The sequence below is a fragment of the Enterobacter cloacae complex sp. 2021EL-01169 genome (genome assembly GCF_020733125.1).
Lineage (GTDB): Bacteria > Pseudomonadota > Gammaproteobacteria > Enterobacterales > Enterobacteriaceae > Enterobacter > Enterobacter roggenkampii.
In genome coordinates, this window is the sequence record NZ_JAJFTC010000001.1 from 721178 (window position 1) to 745388 (window position 24211).

The 24211-nt window shown below is 53.9% G+C and carries 25 protein-coding genes; 17 read left to right on the plus strand and 8 right to left on the minus strand.

Going from position 1 to position 24211, the window contains the following annotated elements:
• Nucleotides 1–32: 32 nt before the first annotated feature.
• Entirely contained in the window at nt 33–1154 is a 1122-nt protein-coding gene (locus LLF79_RS03310) for a branched-chain amino acid ABC transporter substrate-binding protein (protein ID WP_227879093.1), read from the minus strand.
• 424 nt (nt 1155–1578) lie between these two features.
• On the opposite strand from LLF79_RS03310, the gene LLF79_RS03315 reads away from it, so the two are divergent.
• Nucleotides 1579–2247, plus strand: a complete 669-nt coding sequence (locus LLF79_RS03315) for a YecA family protein (RefSeq protein ID WP_023293977.1) — start codon at nt 1579–1581, stop codon at nt 2245–2247.
• A 33-nt stretch (nt 2248–2280) separates the two neighbouring features.
• On the opposite strand, the gene tyrP is transcribed toward LLF79_RS03315, so the two are convergent.
• The gene (tyrP, locus tag LLF79_RS03320; protein WP_227879094.1) at nt 2281–3492 is read right to left on the minus strand and encodes a tyrosine transporter TyrP; all 1212 of its coding nucleotides are present in this window, start codon (nt 3490–3492) and stop codon (nt 2281–2283) included.
• Nucleotides 3493–3721: 229 nt separating this feature from the next.
• On the opposite strand from tyrP, the gene LLF79_RS03325 reads away from it, so the two are divergent.
• Nucleotides 3722–4063: a hypothetical protein gene (locus tag LLF79_RS03325; RefSeq protein WP_045354288.1), complete on the plus strand. Its 342-nt coding sequence runs from the start codon at nt 3722–3724 to the stop codon at nt 4061–4063.
• Between the two features lie 36 nt (nt 4064–4099).
• On the opposite strand, the gene ftnA is transcribed toward LLF79_RS03325, so the two are convergent.
• Together ftnA and yecR are read right to left on the minus strand one after the other, a co-directional pair.
• Nucleotides 4100–4597 (minus strand): non-heme ferritin, encoded by a 498-nt coding sequence (ftnA, locus tag LLF79_RS03330; RefSeq protein WP_063417227.1) that lies wholly within the window; start codon nt 4595–4597, stop codon nt 4100–4102.
• 203 nt (nt 4598–4800) lie between these two features.
• Nucleotides 4801–5139 (minus strand): YecR family lipoprotein, encoded by a 339-nt coding sequence (gene yecR, locus LLF79_RS03335; protein WP_021240460.1) that lies wholly within the window; start codon nt 5137–5139, stop codon nt 4801–4803.
• A gap of 234 nt (nt 5140–5373) precedes the next feature.
• Between yecR and azuC the strand changes: the two genes are divergently transcribed.
• Together azuC and LLF79_RS03345 are read left to right on the plus strand one after the other, a co-directional pair.
• Nucleotides 5374–5457 (plus strand): stress response protein AzuC, encoded by an 84-nt coding sequence (gene azuC, locus LLF79_RS03340; protein ID WP_014884364.1) that lies wholly within the window; start codon nt 5374–5376, stop codon nt 5455–5457.
• A 108-nt stretch (nt 5458–5565) separates the two neighbouring features.
• Nucleotides 5566–5817: a DUF2766 family protein gene (locus LLF79_RS03345; protein WP_008500405.1), complete on the plus strand. Its 252-nt coding sequence runs from the start codon at nt 5566–5568 to the stop codon at nt 5815–5817.
• A 42-nt stretch (nt 5818–5859) separates the two neighbouring features.
• On the opposite strand, the gene LLF79_RS03350 is transcribed toward LLF79_RS03345, so the two are convergent.
• Together LLF79_RS03350 and LLF79_RS03355 are read right to left on the minus strand one after the other, a co-directional pair.
• Entirely contained in the window at nt 5860–7203 is a 1344-nt protein-coding gene (locus LLF79_RS03350) for an anaerobic C4-dicarboxylate transporter (protein WP_008500406.1), read from the minus strand.
• Nucleotides 7204–7359: 156 nt separating this feature from the next.
• Complete coding sequence (locus LLF79_RS03355; RefSeq protein ID WP_008500408.1) at nt 7360–7863, minus strand: non-heme ferritin-like protein; 504 nt, start codon at nt 7861–7863, stop codon at nt 7360–7362.
• A 788-nt stretch (nt 7864–8651) separates the two neighbouring features.
• Here LLF79_RS03355 and araF point away from each other — a divergent pair.
• The 5 genes from araF (at nt 8652) to otsA (ending at nt 14607) form a co-directional block, all read left to right on the plus strand.
• Nucleotides 8652–9641 (plus strand): arabinose ABC transporter substrate-binding protein AraF, encoded by a 990-nt coding sequence (gene araF / locus LLF79_RS03360; RefSeq protein ID WP_008500409.1) that lies wholly within the window; start codon nt 8652–8654, stop codon nt 9639–9641.
• A 71-nt stretch (nt 9642–9712) separates the two neighbouring features.
• A complete protein-coding gene (gene araG / locus LLF79_RS03365; RefSeq protein WP_008500410.1) occupies nt 9713–11227 on the plus strand; it encodes an L-arabinose ABC transporter ATP-binding protein AraG in 1515 nt (504 codons plus the stop codon).
• 11 nt (nt 11228–11238) lie between these two features.
• On the plus strand, nt 11239–12228 hold the full coding sequence (araH, locus tag LLF79_RS03370; protein WP_171843394.1) for an L-arabinose ABC transporter permease AraH: 990 nt from the start codon (nt 11239–11241) through the stop codon (nt 12226–12228).
• A 176-nt stretch (nt 12229–12404) separates the two neighbouring features.
• Nucleotides 12405–13208, plus strand: coding sequence for a trehalose-phosphatase (otsB, locus tag LLF79_RS03375; protein ID WP_008500412.1), 804 nt, complete (start codon nt 12405–12407; stop codon nt 13206–13208).
• Nucleotides 13183–14607: an alpha,alpha-trehalose-phosphate synthase gene (gene otsA / locus LLF79_RS03380; protein WP_227879095.1), complete on the plus strand. Its 1425-nt coding sequence runs from the start codon at nt 13183–13185 to the stop codon at nt 14605–14607. Before otsB ends, otsA begins: the two co-directional genes overlap by 26 nt.
• A 15-nt stretch (nt 14608–14622) precedes the next feature.
• Here the strand turns inward: otsA and uspC are convergent, their stop codons facing one another.
• Nucleotides 14623–15051: a universal stress protein UspC gene (gene uspC / locus LLF79_RS03385; protein WP_227879096.1), complete on the minus strand. Its 429-nt coding sequence runs from the start codon at nt 15049–15051 to the stop codon at nt 14623–14625.
• A gap of 795 nt (nt 15052–15846) precedes the next feature.
• Here uspC and flhD point away from each other — a divergent pair.
• From flhD to cheW, 6 genes are all read left to right on the plus strand, one after another.
• A complete protein-coding gene (flhD, locus tag LLF79_RS03390; protein WP_008500415.1) occupies nt 15847–16197 on the plus strand; it encodes a flagellar transcriptional regulator FlhD in 351 nt (116 codons plus the stop codon).
• Between the two features lie 2 nt (nt 16198–16199).
• Complete coding sequence (flhC, locus tag LLF79_RS03395; RefSeq protein WP_008500416.1) at nt 16200–16778, plus strand: flagellar transcriptional regulator FlhC; 579 nt, start codon at nt 16200–16202, stop codon at nt 16776–16778.
• A gap of 123 nt (nt 16779–16901) precedes the next feature.
• On the plus strand, nt 16902–17789 hold the full coding sequence (gene motA, locus LLF79_RS03400; protein ID WP_008500417.1) for a flagellar motor stator protein MotA: 888 nt from the start codon (nt 16902–16904) through the stop codon (nt 17787–17789).
• A complete protein-coding gene (gene motB, locus LLF79_RS03405; protein ID WP_008500418.1) occupies nt 17786–18715 on the plus strand; it encodes a flagellar motor protein MotB in 930 nt (309 codons plus the stop codon). The genes motA and motB overlap by 4 nt, the downstream gene beginning before the upstream one ends.
• 4 nt (nt 18716–18719) lie before the next feature.
• Nucleotides 18720–20756 (plus strand): chemotaxis protein CheA, encoded by a 2037-nt coding sequence (gene cheA / locus LLF79_RS03410; RefSeq protein WP_023293970.1) that lies wholly within the window; start codon nt 18720–18722, stop codon nt 20754–20756.
• A 19-nt stretch (nt 20757–20775) separates the two neighbouring features.
• A complete protein-coding gene (gene cheW / locus LLF79_RS03415; protein WP_008500420.1) occupies nt 20776–21279 on the plus strand; it encodes a chemotaxis protein CheW in 504 nt (167 codons plus the stop codon).
• 96 nt (nt 21280–21375) lie between these two features.
• Here the strand turns inward: cheW and LLF79_RS03420 are convergent, their stop codons facing one another.
• Nucleotides 21376–22641: a dicarboxylate/amino acid:cation symporter gene (locus tag LLF79_RS03420; RefSeq protein WP_008500421.1), complete on the minus strand. Its 1266-nt coding sequence runs from the start codon at nt 22639–22641 to the stop codon at nt 21376–21378.
• A gap of 430 nt (nt 22642–23071) precedes the next feature.
• Here LLF79_RS03420 and LLF79_RS03425 point away from each other — a divergent pair, with 430 nt between their 5' ends.
• Both LLF79_RS03425 and LLF79_RS03430 read left to right on the plus strand, forming a co-directional pair.
• Nucleotides 23072–23644 (plus strand): spore coat protein U domain-containing protein, encoded by a 573-nt coding sequence (locus LLF79_RS03425; RefSeq protein WP_008500422.1) that lies wholly within the window; start codon nt 23072–23074, stop codon nt 23642–23644.
• Between the two features lie 12 nt (nt 23645–23656).
• Entirely contained in the window at nt 23657–24205 is a 549-nt protein-coding gene (locus LLF79_RS03430; RefSeq protein ID WP_227879097.1) for a spore coat U domain-containing protein, read from the plus strand.
• Nucleotides 24206–24211: the final 6 nt, after the last annotated feature.

Consider the following 24211-nt stretch of genomic DNA (forward strand, 5'->3'; position numbering starts at 1 on the left):
AGCCCATCGACGTTGAGCGTGACTCCGTCCCGTTACTCCACTTCCTTATATTTTCCTTTGTCGTCCCACTGGTAAACCACGTAGTCAGAGACTTTCAGATCGCCTTTGCTGTCCCAGGCTTTTTTGCCCATCACCGTGTCGACGGAATTGGCCTTCAGCCACTCGCTGGCTTTGGCAGAGTCCTTGCCGCCGGTGGCCTTGAAGGCCGCGGCAATCGCCTGTACCGAGGCGTAGGAGTAGAGGGTGTAACCTTCCGGCTCGAATTTACCGGCGCGGAATTTCTCGATTACCGCTTTGCCGTCCGGGATCAGGCGCGGATCTTTACCGAAGGTCATGTAAATGCCATTGGTATATTGCGGGCCGCCCGCCGCGGTCACCATCTCTTCGTTGACGATACAGTCCCCGGAGAAGAATTTCGCCTGCACGCCCTGCTCACGCATCTGGCGAACCAGCGGGCCGGCTTCCGGATGACAGCCACCGAAGAACACGACGTCTGGTTTTTGCGCGCCGATCTTAGTGACCAGCGCGTTAAAGTCTTTTTCACCGCGGGATAACCCCTCGTACATCACATCCTGAACCCCGCGTTTCGCCAGCGCCGCTTTGGTGGCGTCAGCCAGGCCCTGACCATAGGTGTCTTTATCGTGAATAATCACCACCCGTTTGGCTTTCAGCTTGTCGATGATGAAGTCGCTGGCCACCTGGCCCTGCTGGTCATCGCGGCCGCACATGCGGAACATGTCGCTCATGCCGCGTTCGGTAATCAGGGGGTTGGTTGAACCGGGGGTAATAGCGATGATCCCCGCATCGCTGTAAACCTCGGAGGCGGGCATGGTGGAAGAGGAGCAGAAATGACCGACCACGGCGTTGACTTTATCCTGGTCGACTAAGCGGTTGGCCACCGCCACCGCCTGCTTAGGCTCGCAGGCGTCATCCCCCTGAACCAGTTTGATCTTCTCGCCGTTAATGCCGCCGGCGGCGTTAATGTCTTCAGCGGCCTGCGTTGCGCCGTGCCAGTACTGATCGCCATAGGTGGCATTAGGACCCGTGAACGGCCCGGCCACGCCAATCACGATATCTGCCCTGGCGGAAAACGCCGTCACCAGGCAACCGGCCAACACGAGAGAATGCGGAGTTCTGATAAATTTCAGCGACATTATTATGTTCCTTAGCAAAGAGGTTTTTGCACCACGGCGTAAACCCGAACGCCCGACGGCGCAGCCAATCCGAAACACGAGCAAGAACAAAATGCACTAAACGAACAAGATACAGACGGCATCCTGCATATACGGCGAGGTTTCCCTGCGCAGCGTCGCGCGAAGAACATTAAGCAAAAACGTTGCCAGAATGGTTAACCCATTGACGAGCCTGTGACATGTTTGAGTATAGAGCGCCGCGTTATGCCGCCTTGCGGGAGGAGAAGAAATTACAGCGGAGATCACATATCGTTAACAATAAAGCCCATAAGTTGTGCAAAGGTCACGATTTGCACGTTTTTGCAGCAATAAAGACCTAAACTTCAGCCCGGAGAGGCGTGAGATATGTGTTAGGATCGTTTCCTTTTTATCAGGAGTGTCAGCGATGACTGAAGGCCCATTAAATGAAAGCGAAATGGCGTGGCTTGAAGAGACGTTAATGTCTTACGGTCATGACGATGCGTCCGTGCTTGACGTGTCTGAACTGGACGGCATGTTTACCGCAGTGCTTTCCGGTCCTGTTGTCGTTGAGCCAGATACCTGGCTGGTGGCGGTGTGGGGTGGCGAGAAATACATTCCGCGCTGGAAAAACGATCGCGAGATGAACCGTTTTATCGATCTTTGCTTTAAGCATATGAACGATATTGCCGAGCGCCTGAGCGAATATCCGGACCAGTTTGAACCGATGTTTGGCTATAACGACATTGACGGTGAGAGCTATACCGTGGTGGAAGAGTGGTGCTACGGCTACATGCGCGGCGTGGCGCTGACGGACTGGTCAGCCTTGCCGGACGAGCTGAAGGCCGATCTGGATGTGATTGCGCTGCACGGTAGCGAAGAGATCGGCGACCAGCTGGATGAATTGACCGAAGAAGAATATACCGCCAGCATTGAACGTATTCAGCCTGCGGCGCTGCGCTTGTATAACTACTGGGTGAACAATCCGCAGCAGCCGGAGGTGAAGAAGCCGATGGTGAACGGCACGAAGGTTGGGCGTAACGATCCGTGTCCTTGCGGCAGCGGGAAGAAGTTCAAGAGCTGCTGTTTGCACTGATAAAAAAGGGGCTGATGACAGCCCCTTTTTTTATTAACCCACTTCCGGCAGCATCCCGGCTGCAATCAACACTTGCACCAGAATAATCACTACCCCACAGCCAAACACAATGCACAGCAGCGTTTTTCCCCCCGCCACGCGGTAACCCTGCTGCGGATGCTGCTGGCGGCTCTTCCACGCCAGCAGGGAAGGGAGGAGCAGGGCAAGGACCGAGAGCGCCACCCCCGCATACCCCAGCGCCATCACAAACCCGCGTGGATAAAACAGCGCAAAGGCCAGCGGCGGCAGGAAGGTGATGGCCCCGGTCTGTAACCGTCCTGCGGCGGTATTGCGGCGCTGGAACAGGTCGGCCAGATAGTCAAACAGGCCAAGCGCCACGCCCAGAAACGAGGTTGCCAGCGCCAGGTCGGCAAAGAGGTGTACCGCCAGCTCCACGTGCGGGGAGGTGACGACCTCGCGCAGCGCCAGCAGAAAACCGTTCAGGCCTGCGTGCTGTGCCATCAGGCCAATAAAGGTTGAAGCGTCGATGCTGCCCAGGGTCACCAGCTGCCAGAAAATGTAGGCAATCAGCGGGATCGCGCTGCCGATAACAAAGACGCGGCGCAGCTTGCGAATATCGCCGTTCATATAGCTGACGATGCTCGGCACGCTGCCGTGGAAGCCAAACGAGGTGAAAATGACCGGGATGGCGGAAAGCGCCAGCCCTTTTTCCAGCGGCAGCGTCAGCAGATTGACCTGATGAACATGCGGTGCCAGCAGGACCAGCATGACAATCAGGAACAGAATTTTGGCGCTGAACAGGAAACGGTTAAACAGATCGACAAGCGATGTTCCCACACAGACCACGCCGCCGCCGATGAGCGCAAAGAAGATGGCACCCGTCGCCGGGGTAATGTCAGAGCCAAACCAGTCGTTAACGCTTGAGGCGATCAGCTCCCCGGCCCCGCTGATGTAGGCGGCGGTCAGGGCGTACATCAGGAACATCATGCTGAAGCCGGTTATCCACTGGCCGTAGCGTCCCAGGTAGCGCGCCGCGAGGGAACCCAGACCGGTATCGGCGGGCACATGCTGGTAAACCTCAAGCAACAGCAGGGCGGTGTAGCACATCAGCGCCCAGAGCGTCCCCAGCAGCAGCAGGGTCATGCCAAATCCCACGCCCGCGGCTGCCAGAGGCATGGCCAGCATTCCTGCGCCAATCGTCGTTCCGGCGACGATAAAAATACTTCCCAGAGTTCTGTTTTTCACGCTTTCCTCTACAACGCTTCTTAACCGCGACAAAATCTGCGGCGCAGAGTAAGGGAAAAGCCGTAACTCGTCAAATCACCGTTACAAGTGGTGTAATGAATGTTTTACACATTAATGTTCCTCTGACCCTTTATAGGCTTCCGCCTACTACATGAGGGCAATGTTGCTGAGCAACATTTCGGCGTAACGTAAACAATAAATATAAATTATCAAATAAAGTGAGGGTTTTATGGCGGAGGAGAATCCTTTTACCGCGGCATGGAGCCGTGGAGGCAACCTGTTGTGCCATGGCCACTGGATAATCCACTGGCAGAACCAGCCCCTGATACTTCCGGAGTCCCGCCGCGAAAAAGATATGGGCACTTGGGGAATCTATTCGGTTATTGATCCTGAGGATGAGACCTTTGCACAAGGCTTACAGGAAGATGAGTGGATCATAGCGAATGTCGACTGGTTGACGGATATGTTTTTCGAGATGGGAATTGCGCTGGAGACGGCCAGCTACCGCTATTTTTACCAGGCCGTGAATCCTCACGACTGGCGCTGCACCAGCTGCGCTGGGTGTATGTAAATTAACGCGGTGCAGGGAACCCGCACCGCGCTGAAATTAATTCTGCGTATCCAGCGTGGAAAGTTCTTTATCAATAAAGTAAAGACCTTCGCCTGATTTCCCCACCAGAGATAATTTATCCAGCACGGATTTAAACAGCTTCTCTTCTTCATGCTGTTCGGCGACATACCACTGCAGGAAATTGAAGGTTGGATAATCCTGGCTGGTCATCGCGGCATGAACCAGTTCGTTAATTTTCTGGGTGATCAGCTGCTCGTGCTCGTAGGTGGCGCGGAACAGTTCATCGAGAGAATTATATTCAGCAAATGGGGATGTCACGGTTTCAATGCGCGGCAGGCTGCCGGTATCCGTCAGATAATCAAACAGACGCTGCATGTGGGTCATCTCTTCCTGCGCGTGACGACGCAGAAACGCGGCAGCGCCTTCGAAGCTGTGATAGCTGCACCAGGCGCTCATCTGCTGGTAGAGAAGGGATGAATACAGCTCAAGATTCATTTGTGCGTTGAGCTTGTCGATCATTTCAGTTTTCAGCATGGTGGCGCTCCGGGTCATTATTTCTGGTTCACAATGAGCGACACTATAATTTGTTATTTAATTATTTGCAAAACGTAAAATATTTATTTTATTTATTTAAAATACGAATGGGAATAAAACGCATTGGCGATTTTATCATTTATTAATGAGAATTGTTTTTGTTCGTAATGAAATAAACTGCCAGCCTGCGCTGGCAGTCTGGATTAATACCACGGATTGTTTGACTTAGGGTTAACGGCATAACCCATACATTTATACTGGATAGTCACGCTCTCGTTCAGACACAACGAGCCGCTAATGAGGGTGCAGGTTTTAATGGGCTGACCATAGGCTGAGGCCGTGGCGTACCCCATGCTCTGACACGCTTTTGCCGCCGTACCGTTATTCACATACTCATCGGAATACGCATTTTGCAGCGCTGCCTGACCGTAGTTAAGGCGGACGATGCCGTTCGGCGCATCGAGGCTGCTGACTTCAGCCTGGCGGTTAATGCTGCACCCCGCGAGCAGGAGGAGTGTGCCGGCTACAATGACTCTTTTCATGGTTCGCTCTGAGTGGATGGAAATACGTTATCGTACCCGCAGATGCCCGCCGCAATGGCTGGAATAGCCGGACAATCTGCCCTCACTCTTCGCAACGGGTTGATGGTGAACGCGATCAGACCCCATTCTGATTAAATTGTGATTTCTATCACAAAAGCATTGATTTTTGTGATGGTGGTCATATTATAGGCGCATTGACGATAAAGTTGTATAACAAGTTGATGGAGCATCACTGTGAAACTGCGTAAAATCCTGAAAAGTATGTGGGCCAATTACTGCCGCACGTTCAAAGACGTGCCGCCGGGCGCCATGTTCTGATAAAAAAAACCTGCTTCGGCAGGTTTTTTTATACCTGCAGACGTTGAAGGGAAGATGTCAGGGTGCGTGTTTTGATACTATGGCGGCCTTTAAATAAGGAGAAACCCCATGTCACAAAACCTGAGCGCCGATCAGGAACTGGTCTCTGACGTTGTCGCCTGCCAGCTGGTTATCAAGCAAATCCTGGATGTTCTGGACGTGATTGCGCCGGTTGAAGTGCGCGAGAAGATGTCTACCCAGCTGAAAAACATCGACTTCGCCAGCCATCCTGCTGCCGCTGACCCGGTAACGCTTCGTGCGATCCAGAAAGCCATCGCGCTGATCGAGCTGCGATTCACGCCGCAGGGTGAGTCCCACTGACGCAGGGAAATGGGCGACGGCATGCGTCGCCCTTTGATGTTATCAGAAGAACGTCTGGACCAGCAGGTAGCTCGCGGCACACGCGCAGCTTACCCCAATCAGCCCTGGCAAAATAAAGCTGTGGTTGATGATAAATTTACCGATGCGGGTCGTGCCTGACCGGTCAAAGCCGATGCAGGCCAAATCGCTGGGATAGGTCGGCAGGACAAAATAGCCGTAAGACGCCGGGAAAAAGGCGATCAGCATTTTCGGGTCGATGCCCAACATCAACCCCATCGGCGCCACCGCCGTCAGCGCCGCCGCCTGGCTGTTCACCAGTTTTGACACCAGAAACAGCACAATCGCATATGTCCACGGGTGGCTTTTCACCACGCCTTCCAGGGCCAGCTTTAACTCGTCGAGATGCGCCTGGAAAAAGGTATCGCTCATCCACGCCACGCCGAATACCGAGAAGATCGCAACCATACCGGCCTTGAACACCGCGCCGTTGGAAATCGCGGAGGCATTGACCTTACAGGCCATCAGCATCACGGCACCCGCAATTAGCATCATCATCTGGATGACAAGGTTCATCGACAGCGCCGTCATTTTGCCTTTCAGTTCAAAGGCGGGGCGCAGCTCAGGGAAGGCCCCCAGCAGAACGACCACGGCAATGCCGGCAAAGAAAATCCACGTGGACCAGTAGGCCTGTTTTGGGAAACGCTGATTCATTAACGTCTCTGTTCCGCCGTAGATAAACTCGCGCTGCTTAGGATCTTTTAGCTTTTCCTGAAACTCCATGTCGTCCGCCAAATCTTTCCCGCGGCGTAAACTCCACAGTGCAGCAATAGCCACGCCGAAAAGTGAAGCGGGAACCGACACGGCGAGAATTTCCAGAATTCCCCACGCGTGGCCGATCCCATGCTGGGCCGCCAGGATGGACACCAGCGACACGACGGCAACGGAAACGGGGGAGGCCGTGATCGCCATCTGCGACGCGACCGACGCCACGGCCATAGGGCGCTCCGGGCGGATCCCTTTTTTCAGGGCGATATCCGCAATAATCGGGAACATGGTGTAGACCACATGGCCGGTGCCGCACAGAAAGGTCAGCATCCAGGTGGTAAACGGGGCGAGCAGAGTGATGTGCTGCGGGTGTTTGCGCAGCAGACGTTCCGCAAACTGCATCATGACGTTGAGACCGCCCGCCGTTTGCAGGGTAGCGGCACAGCCGATCACCGCGAGGATGGTCAGCATGACGTCAACCGGCGGTTTACCCGGCTGCAGACCAAAGACGAAACATAAAATAAAAAGACCAATACCGCTGATTAACCCAAGCCCCATACCGCCGAAACGCGTACCCGTCAGCAGGCAGAGGAGAATGACAACAAACTCGATAGTGATCATGATGCTCCCTCGTCAATGATTATGTAATTAAATAAATCATCACACGTTGTGTGGTTAATCATTGGGAGCCAGATCTGATTTGTTAAATTTCAGCAAAAGCAGAAGGTTGGAGAGGGTAAGGGGACCTGCTCCCCGGGACGGAAGCAGGCCAAAAACTCAGTGGTGCTGCACCGCCACAATGTCGAGCAGGTGACGGTCGGTTTGCTCAGGACATAAGCCTGCCTGCTGCGCGTTATGCAGCTCATCCGCCAGCGTCTTCAGCAGCAGGCCATCCTGCTGCTGCTCTTTATCCATATCGCGTAAGAATCTGAGCGTCGTAATGTCCTGCTGCGCTTTGGCTTCATCGGCCAGTTTGTTGAGGGTGCTGCAGCGTTGTTCATACTCTTCAAGCGTTTTCTGAAACAGTTCTTCCAGACAAGAGTAGCTCTCATTTATCCCATCAAGGGCTTTAACGACAGGGTTTGCCCCTGCAGCTTTCAGGAAGTTAAAAACGCGCATCATATGGGTGACGTTACTTTGTGCCTGAGAGCGAAAGAAGGTGGCAGAGCCCGTGAGGCTATTCTCAGCGCACCAGGCACTTAAGTGAAGGTGCAGGTTGGAGGCGTAGAACTCAAGGTTCATCTGCGCGTTAAGTTTTTGCATCATCGTTTGGGTAGCCATACTCATATCCTTATTGACGGTGGGACGTGATGTCCGTTGCTTAACCTGAGCACCAGGCAAGTACGAAGAAAAAGAGCAGAAATACGCTTTCTGCAGTAACCGAAGTCGACCGAAATTCACTTCCTGTGTTCGATATAAATAAGCATACCCTTGTCTTTGGTCTAAGAAAACTCTTAAATTGGCTGTGTTTACCATACATTACAAACTTTAATATAGTACAGAAATACAATTAGCTCGCCATAGATCGGTGTTTAGATAATCCTCTGATAATCAACATTTTTTATCGAAGAGATATGCTGTTACTCTTTCGGGAATATTAAACCGGAATAATGCTCTGTAAAAAAATGAATCACGGATTAATTATTCCGTATATCAGGTGCATTAATAAAATTGCGCTAAATCAAATTCTGTGGAGTAAATAATTTTCAGTGCGTGTGGCATTTTTGATGAAAAACATACTGCACTTTTCTGACGTCCGGCGTTCTCGTGCCCGATCCGGGGCATCAGGGATATCTTAGCTAATCTTATGGATAATCCTGCTTACCCTCATTTCATTTGTCTGACAAATACTGCCTTTTTTATGTCATTTTTCGCTGAATTTATGTACGCAATTACTGTAATTCTGCGGTGTGATGGGGCTCTCTTATGGATGATTAATTTCCCGCTAAAACTATCACCAGCAATAACGCTTATAACGAGGTAAGCGCTAATGCCTTGTTTTAAGTCCGATTAAATAAGAAGCACGCACATATTCCCTACAGAAAAGAAAGCTAAAGCTGGAGTTTACCATGCACAAATTTACTAAAGCGCTGGCGGCCATCGGTCTGGCTGCCGTTATGTCACAATCCGCTATTGCTGAGAATTTAAAACTCGGTTTTTTGGTAAAACAGCCCGAAGAGCCCTGGTTCCAGACGGAGTGGAAATTCGCCGATAAGGCCGGGAAAGATTTAGGTTTTGAAGTGATTAAAATCGCCGTGCCTGACGGTGAGAAAACCCTGAACGCCATCGACAGCCTGGCGGCCAGCGGTGCGAAAGGTTTCGTTATCTGTACGCCGGATCCAAAGCTGGGCTCGGCCATCGCGGCAAAAGCCCGCGGTTACGACATGAAGGTCATTGCCGTTGACGATCAGTTCGTGAACGCCAAAGGCAAGCCGATGGACAGCGTCCCGCTGGTCATGATGGCCGCGACAAAAATCGGCGAACGTCAGGGCCAGGAACTCTATAAAGAGATGCAAAAACGCGGCTGGGACGTCAAAGAGACCGCAGTGATGGCTATTACAGCGGATGAGCTGGACACGGCGCGTCGTCGTACGACCGGGTCAATGGACGCGCTGAAGGCGGCCGGCTTCCCGGAAAAACAAATCTACAAAGTCCCCACCAAATCTAACGATATCCCGGGCGCTTTCGACGCCGCCAACTCCATGCTGGTTCAGCATCCGGAGGTCAAACACTGGCTGGTGGTCGGCATGAACGACAACACCGTGCTGGGCGGCGTGCGCGCGACGGAAGGTCAGGGCTTCAAGGCACCTGACGTGATCGGGATTGGCATCAACGGCGTTGACGCCGTCAGCGAGCTGTCCAAAGCGCAGGCCACCGGCTTCTACGGCTCACTGCTGCCAAGCCCGGACGTTCACGGCTATAAATCCAGCGAGATGCTCTACAACTGGGTCACCAAAGGAGCTGAACCGCCGAAATTTACCGAAGTGACCGACGTGGTGCTCATTACCCGCGACAACTTCAAAGAGGAGCTGGCGAAAAAAGGACTGGGCGGGAAGTAATACGCGGTGATTGTGCCCCTCATCCTGCGTGAGGGGCCTGACGTACACACTACAGGAATCACGGAGACGTTATGCGACAGTCTGATCCGTATCTCTCTTTTCGCGGCATCGGGAAAACCTTCCCCGGTGTGAACGCGCTGACCGATATCAGCTTCGACTGCTATGCCGGCCAGGTTCACGCACTGATGGGGGAAAACGGTGCGGGAAAATCCACGCTGTTGAAAATCCTCAGCGGCAACTACTCGCCAACAACCGGCACGCTGGCGATCCGCGGCGAAGAGGTCTCTTTTGCCGATACCACGGCGGCGCTCAATGCCGGGGTGGCCATTATCTATCAGGAGCTGCACCTCATCCCTGAGATGACCGTGGCGGAAAACATCTATTTAGGACAGCTCCCGCACAAAGGCGGCGTGGTGAATCGTTCGCTACTTAATTATGAAGCGGGGCTGCAGCTAAAACACCTGGGGCTGGACGTCGATCCCCAGACGCCGCTGAAATATCTCTCCATCGGCCAGTGGCAGATGGTTGAAATTGCCAAGGCGCTGGCGCGTAACGCCAGAATTATTGCCTTCGACGAACCCACCAGTTCGCTCTCGAAGCGTGAAATCGAAAATCTGTTCCGCGTGATCCGCGAATTGCGTCAGGAAGGCCGGACGATTTTGTACGTTTCGCACCGCATGGAAGAGATATTTGCTCTCAGCGATGCCATCACCGTGTTTAAAGATGGACGCTATGTGCGCACTTTTACCGACATGGCGCAGGTTAACCATGACCAGCTTGTTCAGGCGATGGTCGGACGCGATCTGGGTGATATCTATCACTGGCAGCCTCGCCAGTACGGCCCTGAGCGTCTGCGCCTCGATAGCGTAAAAGCGCCGGGCGTCAGAACGCCGATTTCGTTATCCGTACGCAGCGGTGAAATCGTCGGCCTGTTTGGTCTGGTAGGCGCGGGGCGTAGCGAATTGATGAAAGGGCTGTTCGGCGGTACCCGTATTACCGATGGGCAGGTCTCCATTGACGGCGAGCGGGTAGACATTCAGAAACCGGCCCACGCGATCGGGGCGGGAATGATGCTCTGTCCGGAAGACCGGAAAGCAGAGGGCATTATTCCGGTGCACTCGGTACGCGACAACATCAATATTTCTGCCCGCCGTAAGTTTATTCGCGCAGGTTGCCTGATAAACGATAGCTGGGAGTCGAGCAATGCCGACCACCATATTCGTTCACTGAATATCAAAACGCCGGGTCCGGAACAGCTGATCATGAATCTGTCAGGCGGAAACCAGCAGAAGGCCATTCTGGGCCGCTGGCTGTCGGAGGACATGAAGGTCATCTTACTGGATGAGCCGACGCGCGGTATCGACGTGGGGGCAAAACACGAGATTTATAACGTGATCTATGAGCTGGCAAAACGCGGCGTGGCGGTGCTCTTCGCCTCCAGCGATCTGCCGGAGGTGCTGGGCGTGGCCGACCGCATTGTGGTGATGCGTGAAGGCGAAATTGCCGGCGAATTACTTCATGAACAGGCGAATGAACAACAGGCGTTGAACCTCGCCATGCCTAAAGTTAGCCAGGCCGTCGCCTGAGTAAGGAGTTAATGATGTCCTCTGTTACTACATCCGGAGTGCCGAAGTCGAAGTCGGCGTTGAGCGTTGGGCGTATCTGGGATCAGTACGGCATGCTGGTGGTGTTTGCCGCACTGTTCGTCGCCTGCGCGATCTTTGTCCCCAACTTTGCCACCTTCATTAATATGAAGGGGCTGGGTCTCGCCATCTCCATGTCCGGGATGGTGGCCTGCGGGATGCTGTTCTGTCTGGCCTCCGGCGATTTTGACCTGTCGGTGGCGTCGGTGATTGCCTGTGCAGGCGTTACGACGGCCGTGGTGATCAACATGACGGAGAGCCTGTGGATTGGCGTTTTTGCCGGTCTGTTACTCGGCGTCATCAGCGGCCTGGTGAACGGTTTTGTTATCGCGCGCCTGAAGATTAACGCCCTGATCACGACGCTTGCGACAATGCAAATTGTCCGCGGGCTGGCCTATATCATCTCCGACGGTAAAGCGGTGGGGATTGAAGACGAGCGTTTCTTTACGCTGGGTTACGCCAACTGGCTGGGTCTGCCTGCGCCTATCTGGCTGACCGTGGCCTGCCTGATCCTGTTCGGCTTCCTGCTTAACCGGACCACCTTTGGCCGTAATACGCTGGCGATTGGCGGTAACGAAGAGGCCGCCCGTCTGGCCGGGGTGCCGGTGGTGCGCACCAAGATTATTATCTTTGTGCTCTCGGGGCTCGTTTCTGCCGCGGCGGGGATTATTCTGGCGTCGCGTATGACCAGCGGCCAGCCAATGACCTCTATCGGTTATGAGCTGATCGTTATTTCGGCCTGCGTGTTAGGGGGCGTTTCCCTCAAGGGAGGCATCGGAAAAATCTCATATGTGGTGGCCGGTATCCTGATTTTGGGCACGGTAGAGAACGCCATGAACCTGCTGAATATTTCGCCGTTCTCGCAGTACGTGGTGCGTGGTCTGATCCTGCTGGCAGCGGTGATTTTCGACCGTTACAAGCAAAAAGCGAAGCGTACCGTGTAACCGTTCTGCACCTCTTTTATTGCTCAACTTATAACCATAGTTGACCCCTTCACCGCCCCGCCAGTAAAACTGGCGGGGCGGGTGGCAAATGGCGAGCGACGTCACACTGTCTATACTTACATGGCTATGAAAGAGGTAAAGGCGTTTACCTCTCGTCAACCGTAAGGAGGAAAAGGGTGGCTGACTTGTTAACCGCACCGCCTGTACTGCCCGGACATTATGCTTTCTTTTTTGATCTCGACGGCACGCTCGCCGGGATAAAACCGCACCCCGATCAGGTGTCTATTCCGGAGGCGGTGTTACAGGATTTGCATCAGCTCTCGCTCATGAATGAGGGAGCACTGGCATTGATATCAGGGCGCTCAATGGCCGAGCTGGATCTGCTCGCCAGTCCATACCACTTTCCGCTGGCCGGTGTACACGGAGCGGAGCGCCGCGACATCCATGATCAAACGCATATCGTTTCACTCCCCGACGCACTTACGCAAACGCTCCAGAAGCGGCTCTCTGCTGCGCTGGCCGACCTGCCTGGCACCGAACTGGAAGCCAAAGGCATGGCCTTTGCCCTGCATTATCGCCAGGCACCGCAGCACGGAGATACCGTGCTCGCGCTTGCTCAGACGGTTGCGGATGCGCATCCACAGCTGGCGCTGCAGCCGGGCAAATGCGTGGTGGAGTTAAAGCCGAAGGGGATTAATAAAGGCGCTGCCATCGCCGCATTTATGGCGGAGGCGCCATTTAAGGGCCGGACGCCTGTTTTCTTAGGGGATGACCTGACCGACGAGGCCGGGTTCCGTGTGGTTAATCAGGCCGGAGGGATCGCCGTTAAGGTAGGGCCTGGTGACACTGTCGCCGAATGGCGGCTGGCGGATGTCGCCAGCGTCTGGCAGTGGGTATCTGATATCGCTAACCAGCAACAACAACAAATAGCGCAAAACAAAGGGGGAAACCATTATGGGTCGCTTAGTCGTCGTCTCTAACCGAATCGCACCGCCTGATGATAAAAAAGCCAGTGCGGGTGGCCTGGCGGTAGGGGTGTTAGGTGCCTTGAAAGCCGCTGGCGGGCTGTGGTTTGGCTGGAGCGGAGAAATCAGTGAAGAAGAGAAACCGCTCACAAAAGTGACGCGCGGTAACATTACGTGGGCGTCGTTTGCACTGAAAGAGAAAGACTACGACGAGTATTACTCGCAGTTCACGAATGCCGTGCTGTGGCCGGCGTTTCACTATCGTCTTGACCTGGTCAAATTCCAGCGTGAATCCTTCGAAGGCTACGCGCGCGTGAATGCGCTGCTGGCGGATAAACTGCTGCCATTGATAGAGGAAGACGATATTTTATGGATCCACGATTATCACCTGCTGCCGTTCGCGAGAGAGCTGCGAAAGAGGGGAGTGAATAACCGGATTGGCTTCTTCCTGCACATCCCGTTCCCGACGCCGGAAATTTTTACCGCGCTGCCGCCGCATGAAGAGCTGCTGGAGGCGCTGTGTGACTACGATTTGCTGGGCTTCCAGACGGAAAATGACCGCCTGGCATTCCTTGACTCCGTGTCAGGGAAAGCGCGTCTGGTGACCAAAGGCGGGAAAACCCATACGGCGTGGGGAAAAACGTTCCACACCGAAGTGTATCCAATAGGGATTAAACCTGACGAAATCGCGGAGCAGGCCTCCGGCCCGCTGCCGCCGAAGCTGGCGCAGCTTAAGAATGAACTCAAGCACGTGAAAAATATCTTCTCGGTCGAGCGTCTTGATTATTCTAAAGGGCTGCCTGAACGCTTCCTGGCGTATGAAACGCTGCTGGATAAATATCCGGAGCATCACGGTAAAATCCGTTATACCCAGATTGCGCCGACGTCGCGCGGTGAGGTTCAGGCCTATCAGGACATTCGCCATCAGCTGGAGACAGAAGCCGGGCGCATTAATGGCCGCTACGGGCAGCTGGGCTGGACGCCGCTGTTTTATCTGAATCAGCACTTCGACCGCAAGATCCTGATGAAAGTCTTCCGCTACGCGGACGTCGGCCTGGTGACGCCGCTGCGCGACGGGATGAACCTGGTCGCGAAAGAGTATGTGGCAGCGCAGGACCCCGCCGATCCGGGTGTCCTGGTGCTTTCCCAGTTTGCCGGGGCCGCGAATGAGCTCACGTCGGCGCTTATAGTTAACCCTTACGATCGCGATGACGTGGCGAATGCCCTGAACCGCGCGCTGACCATGCCGCTCACGGAACGTATTTCCCGCCATGCTGAAATGATGGAGACGATCCGGAAGAACGATATTAACCACTGGCAGGCGCGTTTTATTCAGGATCTCCGCGATATCGCCCCACAAAGCCATGAAGGCGATTTACAAAAAAAGATCGCAACTTTCCCTAAACTTGCCTGATATTTCCCTGGGGGGTTAACGCCCCCCAAGCGGCACTAATAACACGTCAACCTGACTTGATGCGACAATGGATTTCGCCGCGCAGGCCGCGCGCGATAAAAAGCTGTGGTTATGATTCCCGCATATCACTAAATCAATATTCTGTTTACGACACATGTCGAGAATATGGGCATTAAGTTCTCCTGTCGCAATTACGGTGTCATAGACAGGATAGTGTGCCTTTTCGACCAGCTCGCGCAGAAATTGCTGCGTTTCCTCCTGAAGTACATCACGAATATCCTCCAGCATGGGGGCAGCCTGCTGATTATACATCTCGGGTTCGGCCGCAAGCGTGATGAGGCTGATGCGGGCATTGTGGGGTCTGGCAATGGAAACTGCCCGGGCGACGAGTTGATGGCTTTCTGGGGAAACGGCAACAGAAACAAGTAGATGGGAGTAACTCATGGCGCACTCCTTGGGTGTCTGAGTGACAGCGTTTGATCACCTTTACCGCGATTTTCCGGGTTCTGCAAGGGCTGATTACGACATTAGTGTGAAGCTTATCATAATTATTCATTAATTATTCTTATAAGAAGAATAACTGAAAAATGCGCCTAAATGAAAAAAATTAACAACTTAACGTAAATCACACAATTTTATGCCTTGACTGTTGAATAGTTTTGATGCGTTACAAAATCATTTCGAATGATCACGCTCTGAAACATCTTTTTTGGGCTGCCTGCATAACTCTATGTTTTTTCACAGTAAGAAAAATGTTTCCCGGAGGGGTGAATGATGTAAATTTTTCCGCGCGACGTCCACCCGAGGAAAAGCACGTTGCATGCCAGTTCTGATCCCCCTTCTGCATGAGTATTCGTCAATTAAGAATACAAAACAGTGTCGATTGGTTAATAATTGAACAAATTACAAGTCATACTGATGGATTTATGGGTCATATTCACTTAAATTGTGTGACGTAGATCACATTTTTTTTAAATTTGAGGATGGCTGGATTGTATTTGTCAAAACTGACGAGTAGAGTTTGCGTCGAATTAGGAAAAATCTTAGTTATTTGTAAGAAATGATAAAACATGTAAGAGACGCATTCGCGTTTCCTCTCTTACGCGTTTCGATGAATACAAACCTAAATTCAACTATGCATTTAGCCTTTTCTTTTTTATACCGGGTGATTTCCCGGCGACATCACGGGGTGCGGTCTTTCCGCATAAAAATAATAGTTGGTTATTCGGGATGGGAACAATGCATACATCCGAGTTGCTAAAACATATCTATGACATCAATTTGTCGTATTTACTGCTCGCGCAGCGTTTGATTAGTCAGGACAAGGCGTCCGCGATGTTTCGTCTGGGTATTAACGAAGAGATGGCAACCATGCTGGGCGGTTTAACCCTCCCGCAGATGGTTAAACTGGCTGAAACGAATCAACTGGTTTGCCAGTTCCGTTTCGATGACTCTCAGACTATAACGCGTCTGACGCAGGAGTCCCGTGTAGACGATCTTCAACAGATCCATACCGGTATTCTTCTCTCTACTCGCTTGCTTAACGAAATCAGCCAGCCTGATGACGTAGCCCGTAAGAAAAGGGCCTAGCAATGAGCGAGAAAAGCATTGTTCAGGAAGCGCGTGACATACAGTTGGCCATGGAGCTGATTACGCTGGGTGCTCGTTTACAAATGCTGGAAAGCGAGACGCAGTTGAGCCGTGGTCGTCTCATCAAACTGTACAAAGAGTTACGTGGTAGTCCCCCGCCGAAAGGCATGCTGCCGTTTTCTACCGACTGGTTTATGACGTGGGAGCAGAATATTCACGCTTCCATGTTCTGTAATGCCTGGCAGTATCTTCTCAAAACCGGTTTGTGTAGCGGCGTTGACGCCGTGATCAAAGCCTACAAACTTTACCTTGAACAATGCCCACAGCAGGAAGAAGGTCCTCTGCTGGCGCTGACCCGCGCATGGACGCTGGTGCGTTTTGTTGAGAGCGGAATGCTTGAGCTGTCGCGCTGCAACTGCTGCAACGGCAATTTCATTACCCATGCTCACCAACCTGCAGGCAGCTTCGCCTGTAGTTTATGTCAGCCTCCTTCCCGTGCAGTAAAAAGACGTAAACTTTCCCGGGATGCTGCCGATATTATTCCACAACTGCTGGATGAACAGATCGAACAAGCTGTTTAACCCGAACGTGTGGGAAAGATTCCAGCAGCGGTAAGCGATTACCGCTGCTTTTTTTTACCCCGCGAACGGTCAACGCTGCGAGCTGGACGTCCTTGCCATAGTCACTAGCGGAAGGATGATGTCGTGCTTATCTTATTAGGTTACCTGGTAGTTCTCGGTACAGTTTTCGGCGGTTACATGATGACCGGCGGGCACCTTGGAGCACTCTATCAACCGGCTGAACTTATTATCATCGGCGGCGCAGGGGTAGGGGCTTTTATCGTTGGCAACAACGGTAAATCGATCAAGGGCACGCTGAAAGCAATTCCGTTGCTGTTCCGTCGCTCAAAATACACCAAAAGCATGTATATGGATCTGCTGGCACTGCTCTATCGCCTGATGGCGAAGTCGCGTCAGCAGGGCATGTTCTCGCTTGAGCGGGATATTGAAAACCCAAAAGAGAGCGAAATTTTTGCCAGCTATCCGCGCATTCTTGCTGATGCCATGATGCTGGATTTCATCGTCGACTATCTGCGACTGATCATCAGCGGCAACATGAATACCTTCGAAATCGAAGCGCTGATGGATGAAGAGATTGAAACCCATGAAAGCGAATCGGAAGTGCCGGCTAACAGCCTGGCGCTGGTCGGCGACTCGCTTCCGGCATTCGGTATCGTTGCTGCGGTCATGGGGGTGGTGCACGCCCTGGCCTCGGCAGACCGTCCGGCAGCCGAGCTCGGCGCGCTGATTGCCCATGCGATGGTGGGCACCTTCCTCGGTATTTTGCTGGCGTATGGCTTTATCTCTCCGCTGGCCAGCGTGCTGCGCCAGAAGAGCGCGGAAACCACCAAAATGATGCAGTGCGTGAAGATCACGCTGCTCTCTAACCTCAACGGTTATGCGCCACCGATCGCGGTTGAGTTTGGCCGTAAAACGCTTTACTCCAGCGAGCGTCCGTCGTTTATCGAGCTTGAAGAACACGTGCGTGCGGTGAAAAACCCAAACCAACAGACGACAACTGAGGACGCATGAAAAACCAGTCCCATCCGATCGTCATCGTAAAAAAACGCAAGCACAAGGGCGGCGGGCATGGCGCGCACGGCTCGTGGAAAATCGCGTACGCCGATTTTATGACCGCAATGATGGCGTTCTTTCTGGTGATGTGGCTGATCTCCATCTCCAGCCCAAAAGAACTGATCCAAATTGCCGAATATTTCCGCACGCCGCTGGCAACGGCGGTGGCCGGCGGGCCGCGTATCTCTAACAGCGAAAGCCCGATCCCGGGCGGCGGCGATGATTACACCCAGCAGAAGGGTGAGGTGAAAAAAGAGCCGAACATCGACGAGCTGAAACGAAAGATGGAACAGGCGCGCCTGAAAAAACTGCGTGGAGATCTCGATCAGCTGATTGAAGCGGATCCGAAGCTGCGCGCGCTGCGACCGCATCTGAAGATTGACCTGGTGCAGGAAGGGCTGCGTATCCAGATTATCGACAGCCAGAACCGCCCGATGTTTAAAACCGGGAGTGCGGAAGTCGAACCGTACATGCGCGATATTCTGCGTGCCATTGCACCGGTGCTGAACGGCATTCCTAACCGAATCAGCCTGTCAGGCCACACGGATGATTTCCCGTACGCCAGTGGGGAGAAGGGATACAGCAACTGGGAACTTTCTGCCGACCGTGCCAACGCCTCGCGCCGCGAGCTGGTGGCAGGTGGGCTTGATGATGGCAAGGTACTGCGCGTAGTCGGCATGGCCGCAACCATGCGCGTTTCCGACCGCGGGCCGGATGATGCCATCAACCGTCGTATCAGTCTTTTAGTGCTGAACCAGCAGGCGGAGCAGGCCATCCTGCATGAAAACGCCGAAAGTCAGAATGAGTCACTGGACGATTTAAAACAGCCTGGGGCCGTTCCTTCGGCTGCCGTTCCAACATCGCCACCAGCCAATCCGAGGTGATAGCGTGAGCATGGATATTAGCGATTTTTACCAGACATTCTTTGATGAAGCCGACGAATTGTTGGCCGATATGGAGCAACACTTGCTCGATTTGGTGCCCGAAGCACCGGATTCCGAGCAGCTCAATGCCATCTTCCGTGCGGCGCATTCCATTAAAGGCGGAGCCGGAACGTTTGGATTTACCATCCTGCAGGAAACGACCCATTTAATGGAAAACCTGCTTGATGAAGCACGACGCGGTGAGATGCAGCTCAATACCGACATTATCAACCTGTTTTTGGAAACCAAAGATATTATGCAGGAACAGCTCGACGCCTATAAAAGTTCGGCAGAGCCTGACGCCGCCAGCTTTGAATACATCTGCAATGCGCTGCGCCAGCTCGCGCTGGAAGCCAAAGGTGAGGTTGCCGCAGCCGTGGTTCCTGCCGCAAAACTGAGCGTTGTGGATACGGTTGCCGCGCAGGCGTCTGCCCCTGCCGACGCACCGGCGGGCAAACTGCGCGTGGTGCTGTCTCGCCTGAAAGAGAATGAAGTTAACCTGCTGGAAGAAGAGCTGGGTAACCTGGCGAAATTAAGCAACGTGGTTAAAGGCAAAGACAGCCTGGCCGCGACGCTTGATGACGGTATTGGCCAGGACGATATCGTGGCGGTGCTGTGCTTTGTGATTGAAGCCGATCAAATCGCCTTCGAAACCGAAACGGTCGCGGTTGACGTTCCTGCGGCTGTGGAAGAGGCGGCTGTTGTCGCTCAGGCTGCCGCACCGGCTGTGGCGCCTGCGGCTCCGGCGCTCAAGGCGGTGCCAAAAGAGGCTGCTGCACCGGGCCGTGGTGAAAAACCTGCCGCGCGCTCCAGCGAGTCGACCAGCATCCGTGTCGCCGTTGAGAAGGTTGATCAGCTGATTAACCTGGTGGGCGAACTGGTGATCACCCAGTCGATGCTGGCGCAACGTTCAAACGAACTCGACCCGGTCACCCACGGGGATTTGATTACCAGCATGGGCCAGCTGCAGCGTAACGCCCGCGATCTGCAGGAATCGGTCATGTCCATCCGTATGATGCCGATGGAATATGTCTTCAGCCGCTTCCCGCGTCTGGTTCGCGATCTCGCCAGCAAGCTGAACAAGCAGATTGAACTGACCCTGATGGGCAGCTCAACCGAACTGGATAAAAGCCTGATCGAGCGCATCATTGACCCGTTAACGCACCTGGTGCGTAACAGCCTCGACCACGGTATCGAACTGCCGGAAAACCGCATTGCCGCAGGGAAATCCCCGGTCGGGAATCTGATCCTGTCTGCGGAACATCAGGGTGGAAACATCTGCATTGAAGTGACCGATGACGGCGCAGGTCTGAACCGCGAGCGCATCCTGGCAAAAGCGATTTCGCAGGGAATGGCGGTCAATGAAAACATGACCGACGAAGAAGTGGGCATGCTGATCTTCGCACCGGGCTTCTCTACCGCAGAGCAGGTGACCGACGTCTCCGGGCGCGGCGTGGGCATGGACGTGGTGAAACGTAACATCCAGGAGATGGGCGGCCACGTTGAGATTCAGTCCAAACAGGGTTCCGGCACGACCATTCGCATCCTGCTGCCGCTGACGCTGGCGATCCTCGACGGCATGTCAGTCAAAGTGGCGGACGAAGTCTTTATCCTCCCGCTGAACGCCGTGATGGAATCCCTCCAGCCGCGTGAGGAAGATCTGCATCCGCTGGCGGGCGGCGAGCGCGTCCTCGAAGTGCGCGGTGAGTACCTGCCGCTGGTGGAACTGTGGAAAGTGTTCGAAGTGGACGGGGCGAAGACCGAGGCCACGCAGGGTATCGTGGTGATCCTGCAAAGCGCGGGCCGCCGCTACGCATTGCTGGTCGATCAGCTGATCGGTCAGCACCAGGTGGTGGTGAAGAACCTCGAAAGCAACTACCGCAAAGTGCCGGGTATTTCTGCCGCCACCATTCTGGGTGATGGTAGCGTGGCGCTGATCGTCGACGTGTCGGCGCTTCAGGGATTAAATCGTGAACAACGTGTGGCGTACACAGCCGCCTGATTAAGTAGAAGGTAATAACATGACCGGTATGAGTAATGTAACGAAACTGGCGGGCGAGCCATCAGGACAGGAATTTCTGGTATTCACTTTAGGCGATGAAGAGTACGGCATCGATATCCTGAAAGTGCAGGAAATCCGTGGTTACGACCAGGTTACCCGCATCGCTAACACGCCTGCGTTTATTAAAGGTGTCACCAACCTGCGTGGCGTCATTGTGCCCATCGTGGATTTGCGCGTGAAGTTCAGCCAGGGCGACGTTGACTACAACGACAACACCGTGGTGATCGTCCTGAATCTGGGGCAGCGCGTGGTGGGGATCGTGGTGGATGGCGTGTCTGACGTGCTTTCTCTGACCTCTGATCAGATTCGTCCTGCGCCAGAGTTTGCGGTCACGCTGTCGACCGAATACCTGACCGGTCTGGGCGCGCTCGGCGAGCGTATGCTGATTCTGGTGAACATTGAGAAGCTGCTGAACAGCGATGAGATGGCGCTGCTGGATATCGCCGCGAGTCACGTAGCCTAAAACAAAGCCGGGTGGCGCTGACGCTTACCCGGCCTACGCGTTCGGGCCATTTGTAGGCCGGGTAAGGCAAAGCCGCCACCCGGCTTTTTCATGCCATTACGCTTCCTGCTTTACCAGTTCAGCTTCAGCTTCCGCGTCCCGCGCGCCTTCATTCTGCGACAGCATGGCGGTCGCAATACCATTACCCAGAACGTTAATTGCGGAACGGCCCATATCCAGGAAGTGGTCGATCCCCATCAGCAGCAGAATACCGGCCACCGGAATGTTAAAGCTTGGGATCGTCGCGGCCAGCACCACCAGCGAGGAGCGCGGTACGCCCGCAATCCCTTTTGAGGCCAGCATCAGGGTCAGCATCAGCACCGTCACCTCAGAGAAGCTCAGATGAATGTTGTACGCCTGCGCAATAAACATCGAGGCGAAAGAGCAGTACACCATCGACCCCACCAGGTTGAAGGAGTAGCCAATCGGCAGTACGAAAGAGGCGATGTTGCGCGAGCAGCCAAAACGCTCCAGCTGCTCCAGCGTTTTAGGGTAGGCCGCTTCAGAACTGCTGGTGGTAAACGCCACCAGAACCGGATCTTTCAGCATGCTGACCAGGCGGAACACCTCTTTTTTCAGCACCATGTAACCCACGGCCAGCAGCACCATGCAGGTGAGAAGAATGGCAACATAGTAGCCGCCAATAAAGGAGGCATAGTTCAACAGAATGCCCAGGCCCTGCGTGGCGATGACGGAGGAGATTGCCGCGAAAATGGCCAGCGGCGCAACGTACATTACGTAGCCTGTGACCTTCAGCATAATATGAGAAACCACGTCCAGCGCGGCCACCAGCGGGGCGTTGAACTTCTGCCCCAGCGACGCGCCGCCAATGCCGAAGAACATTGAGAACACCACAATCTGCAGGATCTCATTGTTCGACATCGCCCCCGCGATGCTGGTCGGAATGGTGTGAGACAGGAACGCTTTCAGCGTCATGCCCCCAACGGCCAGACCGGTATCCACCGCCTCGGTCGGGACGGTCAGGTTCAGTCCGCTGCCCGGATGCTCCAGCGTGACGATAAACAGGCCGACCAGAATTGAGAGCACGGATGAGCTGATAAACCATACCATCGCTTTGCCGCCGACGCGGCCAATGGTGGAGGTTTCGCCCAGCTTCATAATGCCGACGGTGAGCGTACTGAAGACCAGCGGTGCAATGACCATTTTGATCAGTCGCAGGAAAATATCGGTCAGAAGGGTAATATTATCCGACCAGGCTTTGATGGCATCCGCAGATGCATATTCATGAATTGCTGCTCCTGAAAGAATACCCGCCAGCATGAATATCACGATGAAGAGTGTGAGTTTGTTTGCACTTGCCACGAAAAAAGACCCTCTATGCGCTTCAGATGTAGCCCGCACCGTTACATATAAATTTTTTATTACGACGCGGGAAATTATTCGGCACATAAATTGACGCAAAGCGTAGGGGGATACAACTCCTTTTTAAGTTTTATTAATTTTGTTGTTATTGCCCTGACGATATATTGTGATCTGCATCACACTTTAATGGATATATTCTCTCCTGATAGCATGAAAATGCTGAAAAAAATAATTTAACTCTCTGTTATTTAAGGCAATAAGAAGTCAATAAGACAAAGTGCTTATGCGTTAAGGGGCAGGTGGTCGAAGCGATATCCGTAAACTAAATTCTCAATAACCCCCCTCAGAGGAACATTAAGCGGGGCTAACATCTTGAACGACAAAAATAAAACGTGGCAAGGGAACGGAGACGTCTTCTGGAGGGTGGTAAATGAAAAGAAAACTCCTTTTGATCTGCGCAGGCACCTTACTGACTGCGACAACGGTCCATCAGGCGCTGGCCGTCACCAGTAGCGGCACCATCGGCGCGACGCTGACGCTCACGAACGGTTGTCTGATAAACGGATCGCCCACGCAAAACGGCATTAACTTCGGGACACTGGATTTCGGCACCCATCCCGCAACGTTTTCCACTCTGACCACGCAGCTCACCGGCGCCAGCGGCGGAAACACCTTCACTATTCAATGTACGACCGCCAGCTATACGGTGGCGATCACCGGCAACACCAACTCCACCGCACCCGGCACCGTTGTCGGCACCCCGGGAACCCCTGCGCGCTATCTGGTTAACACCGCCAACGCGGCACAGGGCGTGGCATACAGCCTGTACAGCGACAGCGGGTTTAACAGCGTGATTGCCAATAACACCGCGCTGCCGATCGCCTCTACGGCCGGAGGGGTGGACAGTTACACCCTCTACGGGCGTATTACCGGCGGCGGTAACAGCGTGACGGTCGTCCCGGGCACCTACACCGACACGATTAACGTCAGCGTCACCTATTAGTCCTGCACCGCCATGAAGGCAACTCTTACTGGTCTGCGCATATGCGCAGAGGGACACGTGCAGCCTTTTTTCGCGCTGATCGTCGGATTGCTGATGACGCCCGCGGCGGAGGCGGTGACGTCACAGTCCTTTAAGGTCAGCGCGACGATTGTTCCGGGATGCGCGGTGGCCGCCGGCAGCGGAGGGGTGCTCGGGACGCTGGATTTTGGCACCCATAACGGCGTCGAGAGCGCGCCGGTCAGCACCAGCTTTGTGCCAAACGGGGCGTTGTCTATCGCCTGCACGCCGGGCGTGGCGCTGAGCATGAGCATTAATGGCGGACAGAATTATTCAACCGTTCGCCGCATGAAGCGCTCGAACGGCGCCGACGTGGTGGGATACCGGCTTTACAGCAGCAGCTCGCTGGCCGCGAACAGCGAAATTGGCGTCAACCAGGCGATACCGGTGACCTATAGCAACAGCAATAACATCGCGCTGCCGCTTTTTGGCGTGGCGCTACTGACCGGATTTAGCCCGGCAGGAACGTATTCCGATCAGCTCACCGTGACCTTGTCATGGTAATAAAGG

Bases quoted from the DNA above. Each gene is read 5' to 3' on its own strand.
- LLF79_RS03310 (WP_227879093.1), bottom strand. From the start codon at position 1,154: ATGTCGCTGAAATTTATCAGAACTCCGCATTCTCTCGTGTTGGCCGGT.
- LLF79_RS03315 (WP_023293977.1), top strand. From the start codon at position 1,579: ATGACTGAAGGCCCATTAAATGAAAGCGAAATGGCGTGGCTTGAAGAG.
- LLF79_RS03325 (WP_045354288.1), top strand. From the start codon at position 3,722: ATGGCGGAGGAGAATCCTTTTACCGCGGCATGGAGCCGTGGAGGCAAC.
- ftnA (WP_063417227.1), bottom strand. From the start codon at position 4,597: ATGCTGAAAACTGAAATGATCGACAAGCTCAACGCACAAATGAATCTT.
- yecR (WP_021240460.1), bottom strand. From the start codon at position 5,139: ATGAAAAGAGTCATTGTAGCCGGCACACTCCTCCTGCTCGCGGGGTGC.
- LLF79_RS03345 (WP_008500405.1), top strand. From the start codon at position 5,566: ATGTCACAAAACCTGAGCGCCGATCAGGAACTGGTCTCTGACGTTGTC.
- LLF79_RS03350 (WP_008500406.1), bottom strand. From the start codon at position 7,203: ATGATCACTATCGAGTTTGTTGTCATTCTCCTCTGCCTGCTGACGGGT.
- LLF79_RS03355 (WP_008500408.1), bottom strand. From the start codon at position 7,863: ATGGCTACCCAAACGATGATGCAAAAACTTAACGCGCAGATGAACCTT.
- araF (WP_008500409.1), top strand. From the start codon at position 8,652: ATGCACAAATTTACTAAAGCGCTGGCGGCCATCGGTCTGGCTGCCGTT.
- araG (WP_008500410.1), top strand. From the start codon at position 9,713: ATGCGACAGTCTGATCCGTATCTCTCTTTTCGCGGCATCGGGAAAACC.
- araH (WP_171843394.1), top strand. From the start codon at position 11,239: ATGATGTCCTCTGTTACTACATCCGGAGTGCCGAAGTCGAAGTCGGCG.
- otsA (WP_227879095.1), top strand. From the start codon at position 13,183: ATGGGTCGCTTAGTCGTCGTCTCTAACCGAATCGCACCGCCTGATGAT.
- uspC (WP_227879096.1), bottom strand. From the start codon at position 15,051: ATGAGTTACTCCCATCTACTTGTTTCTGTTGCCGTTTCCCCAGAAAGC.
- flhD (WP_008500415.1), top strand. From the start codon at position 15,847: ATGCATACATCCGAGTTGCTAAAACATATCTATGACATCAATTTGTCG.
- flhC (WP_008500416.1), top strand. From the start codon at position 16,200: ATGAGCGAGAAAAGCATTGTTCAGGAAGCGCGTGACATACAGTTGGCC.
- motB (WP_008500418.1), top strand. From the start codon at position 17,786: ATGAAAAACCAGTCCCATCCGATCGTCATCGTAAAAAAACGCAAGCAC.
- cheW (WP_008500420.1), top strand. From the start codon at position 20,776: ATGACCGGTATGAGTAATGTAACGAAACTGGCGGGCGAGCCATCAGGA.
- LLF79_RS03425 (WP_008500422.1), top strand. From the start codon at position 23,072: ATGAAAAGAAAACTCCTTTTGATCTGCGCAGGCACCTTACTGACTGCG.
- LLF79_RS03430 (WP_227879097.1), top strand. From the start codon at position 23,657: ATGAAGGCAACTCTTACTGGTCTGCGCATATGCGCAGAGGGACACGTG.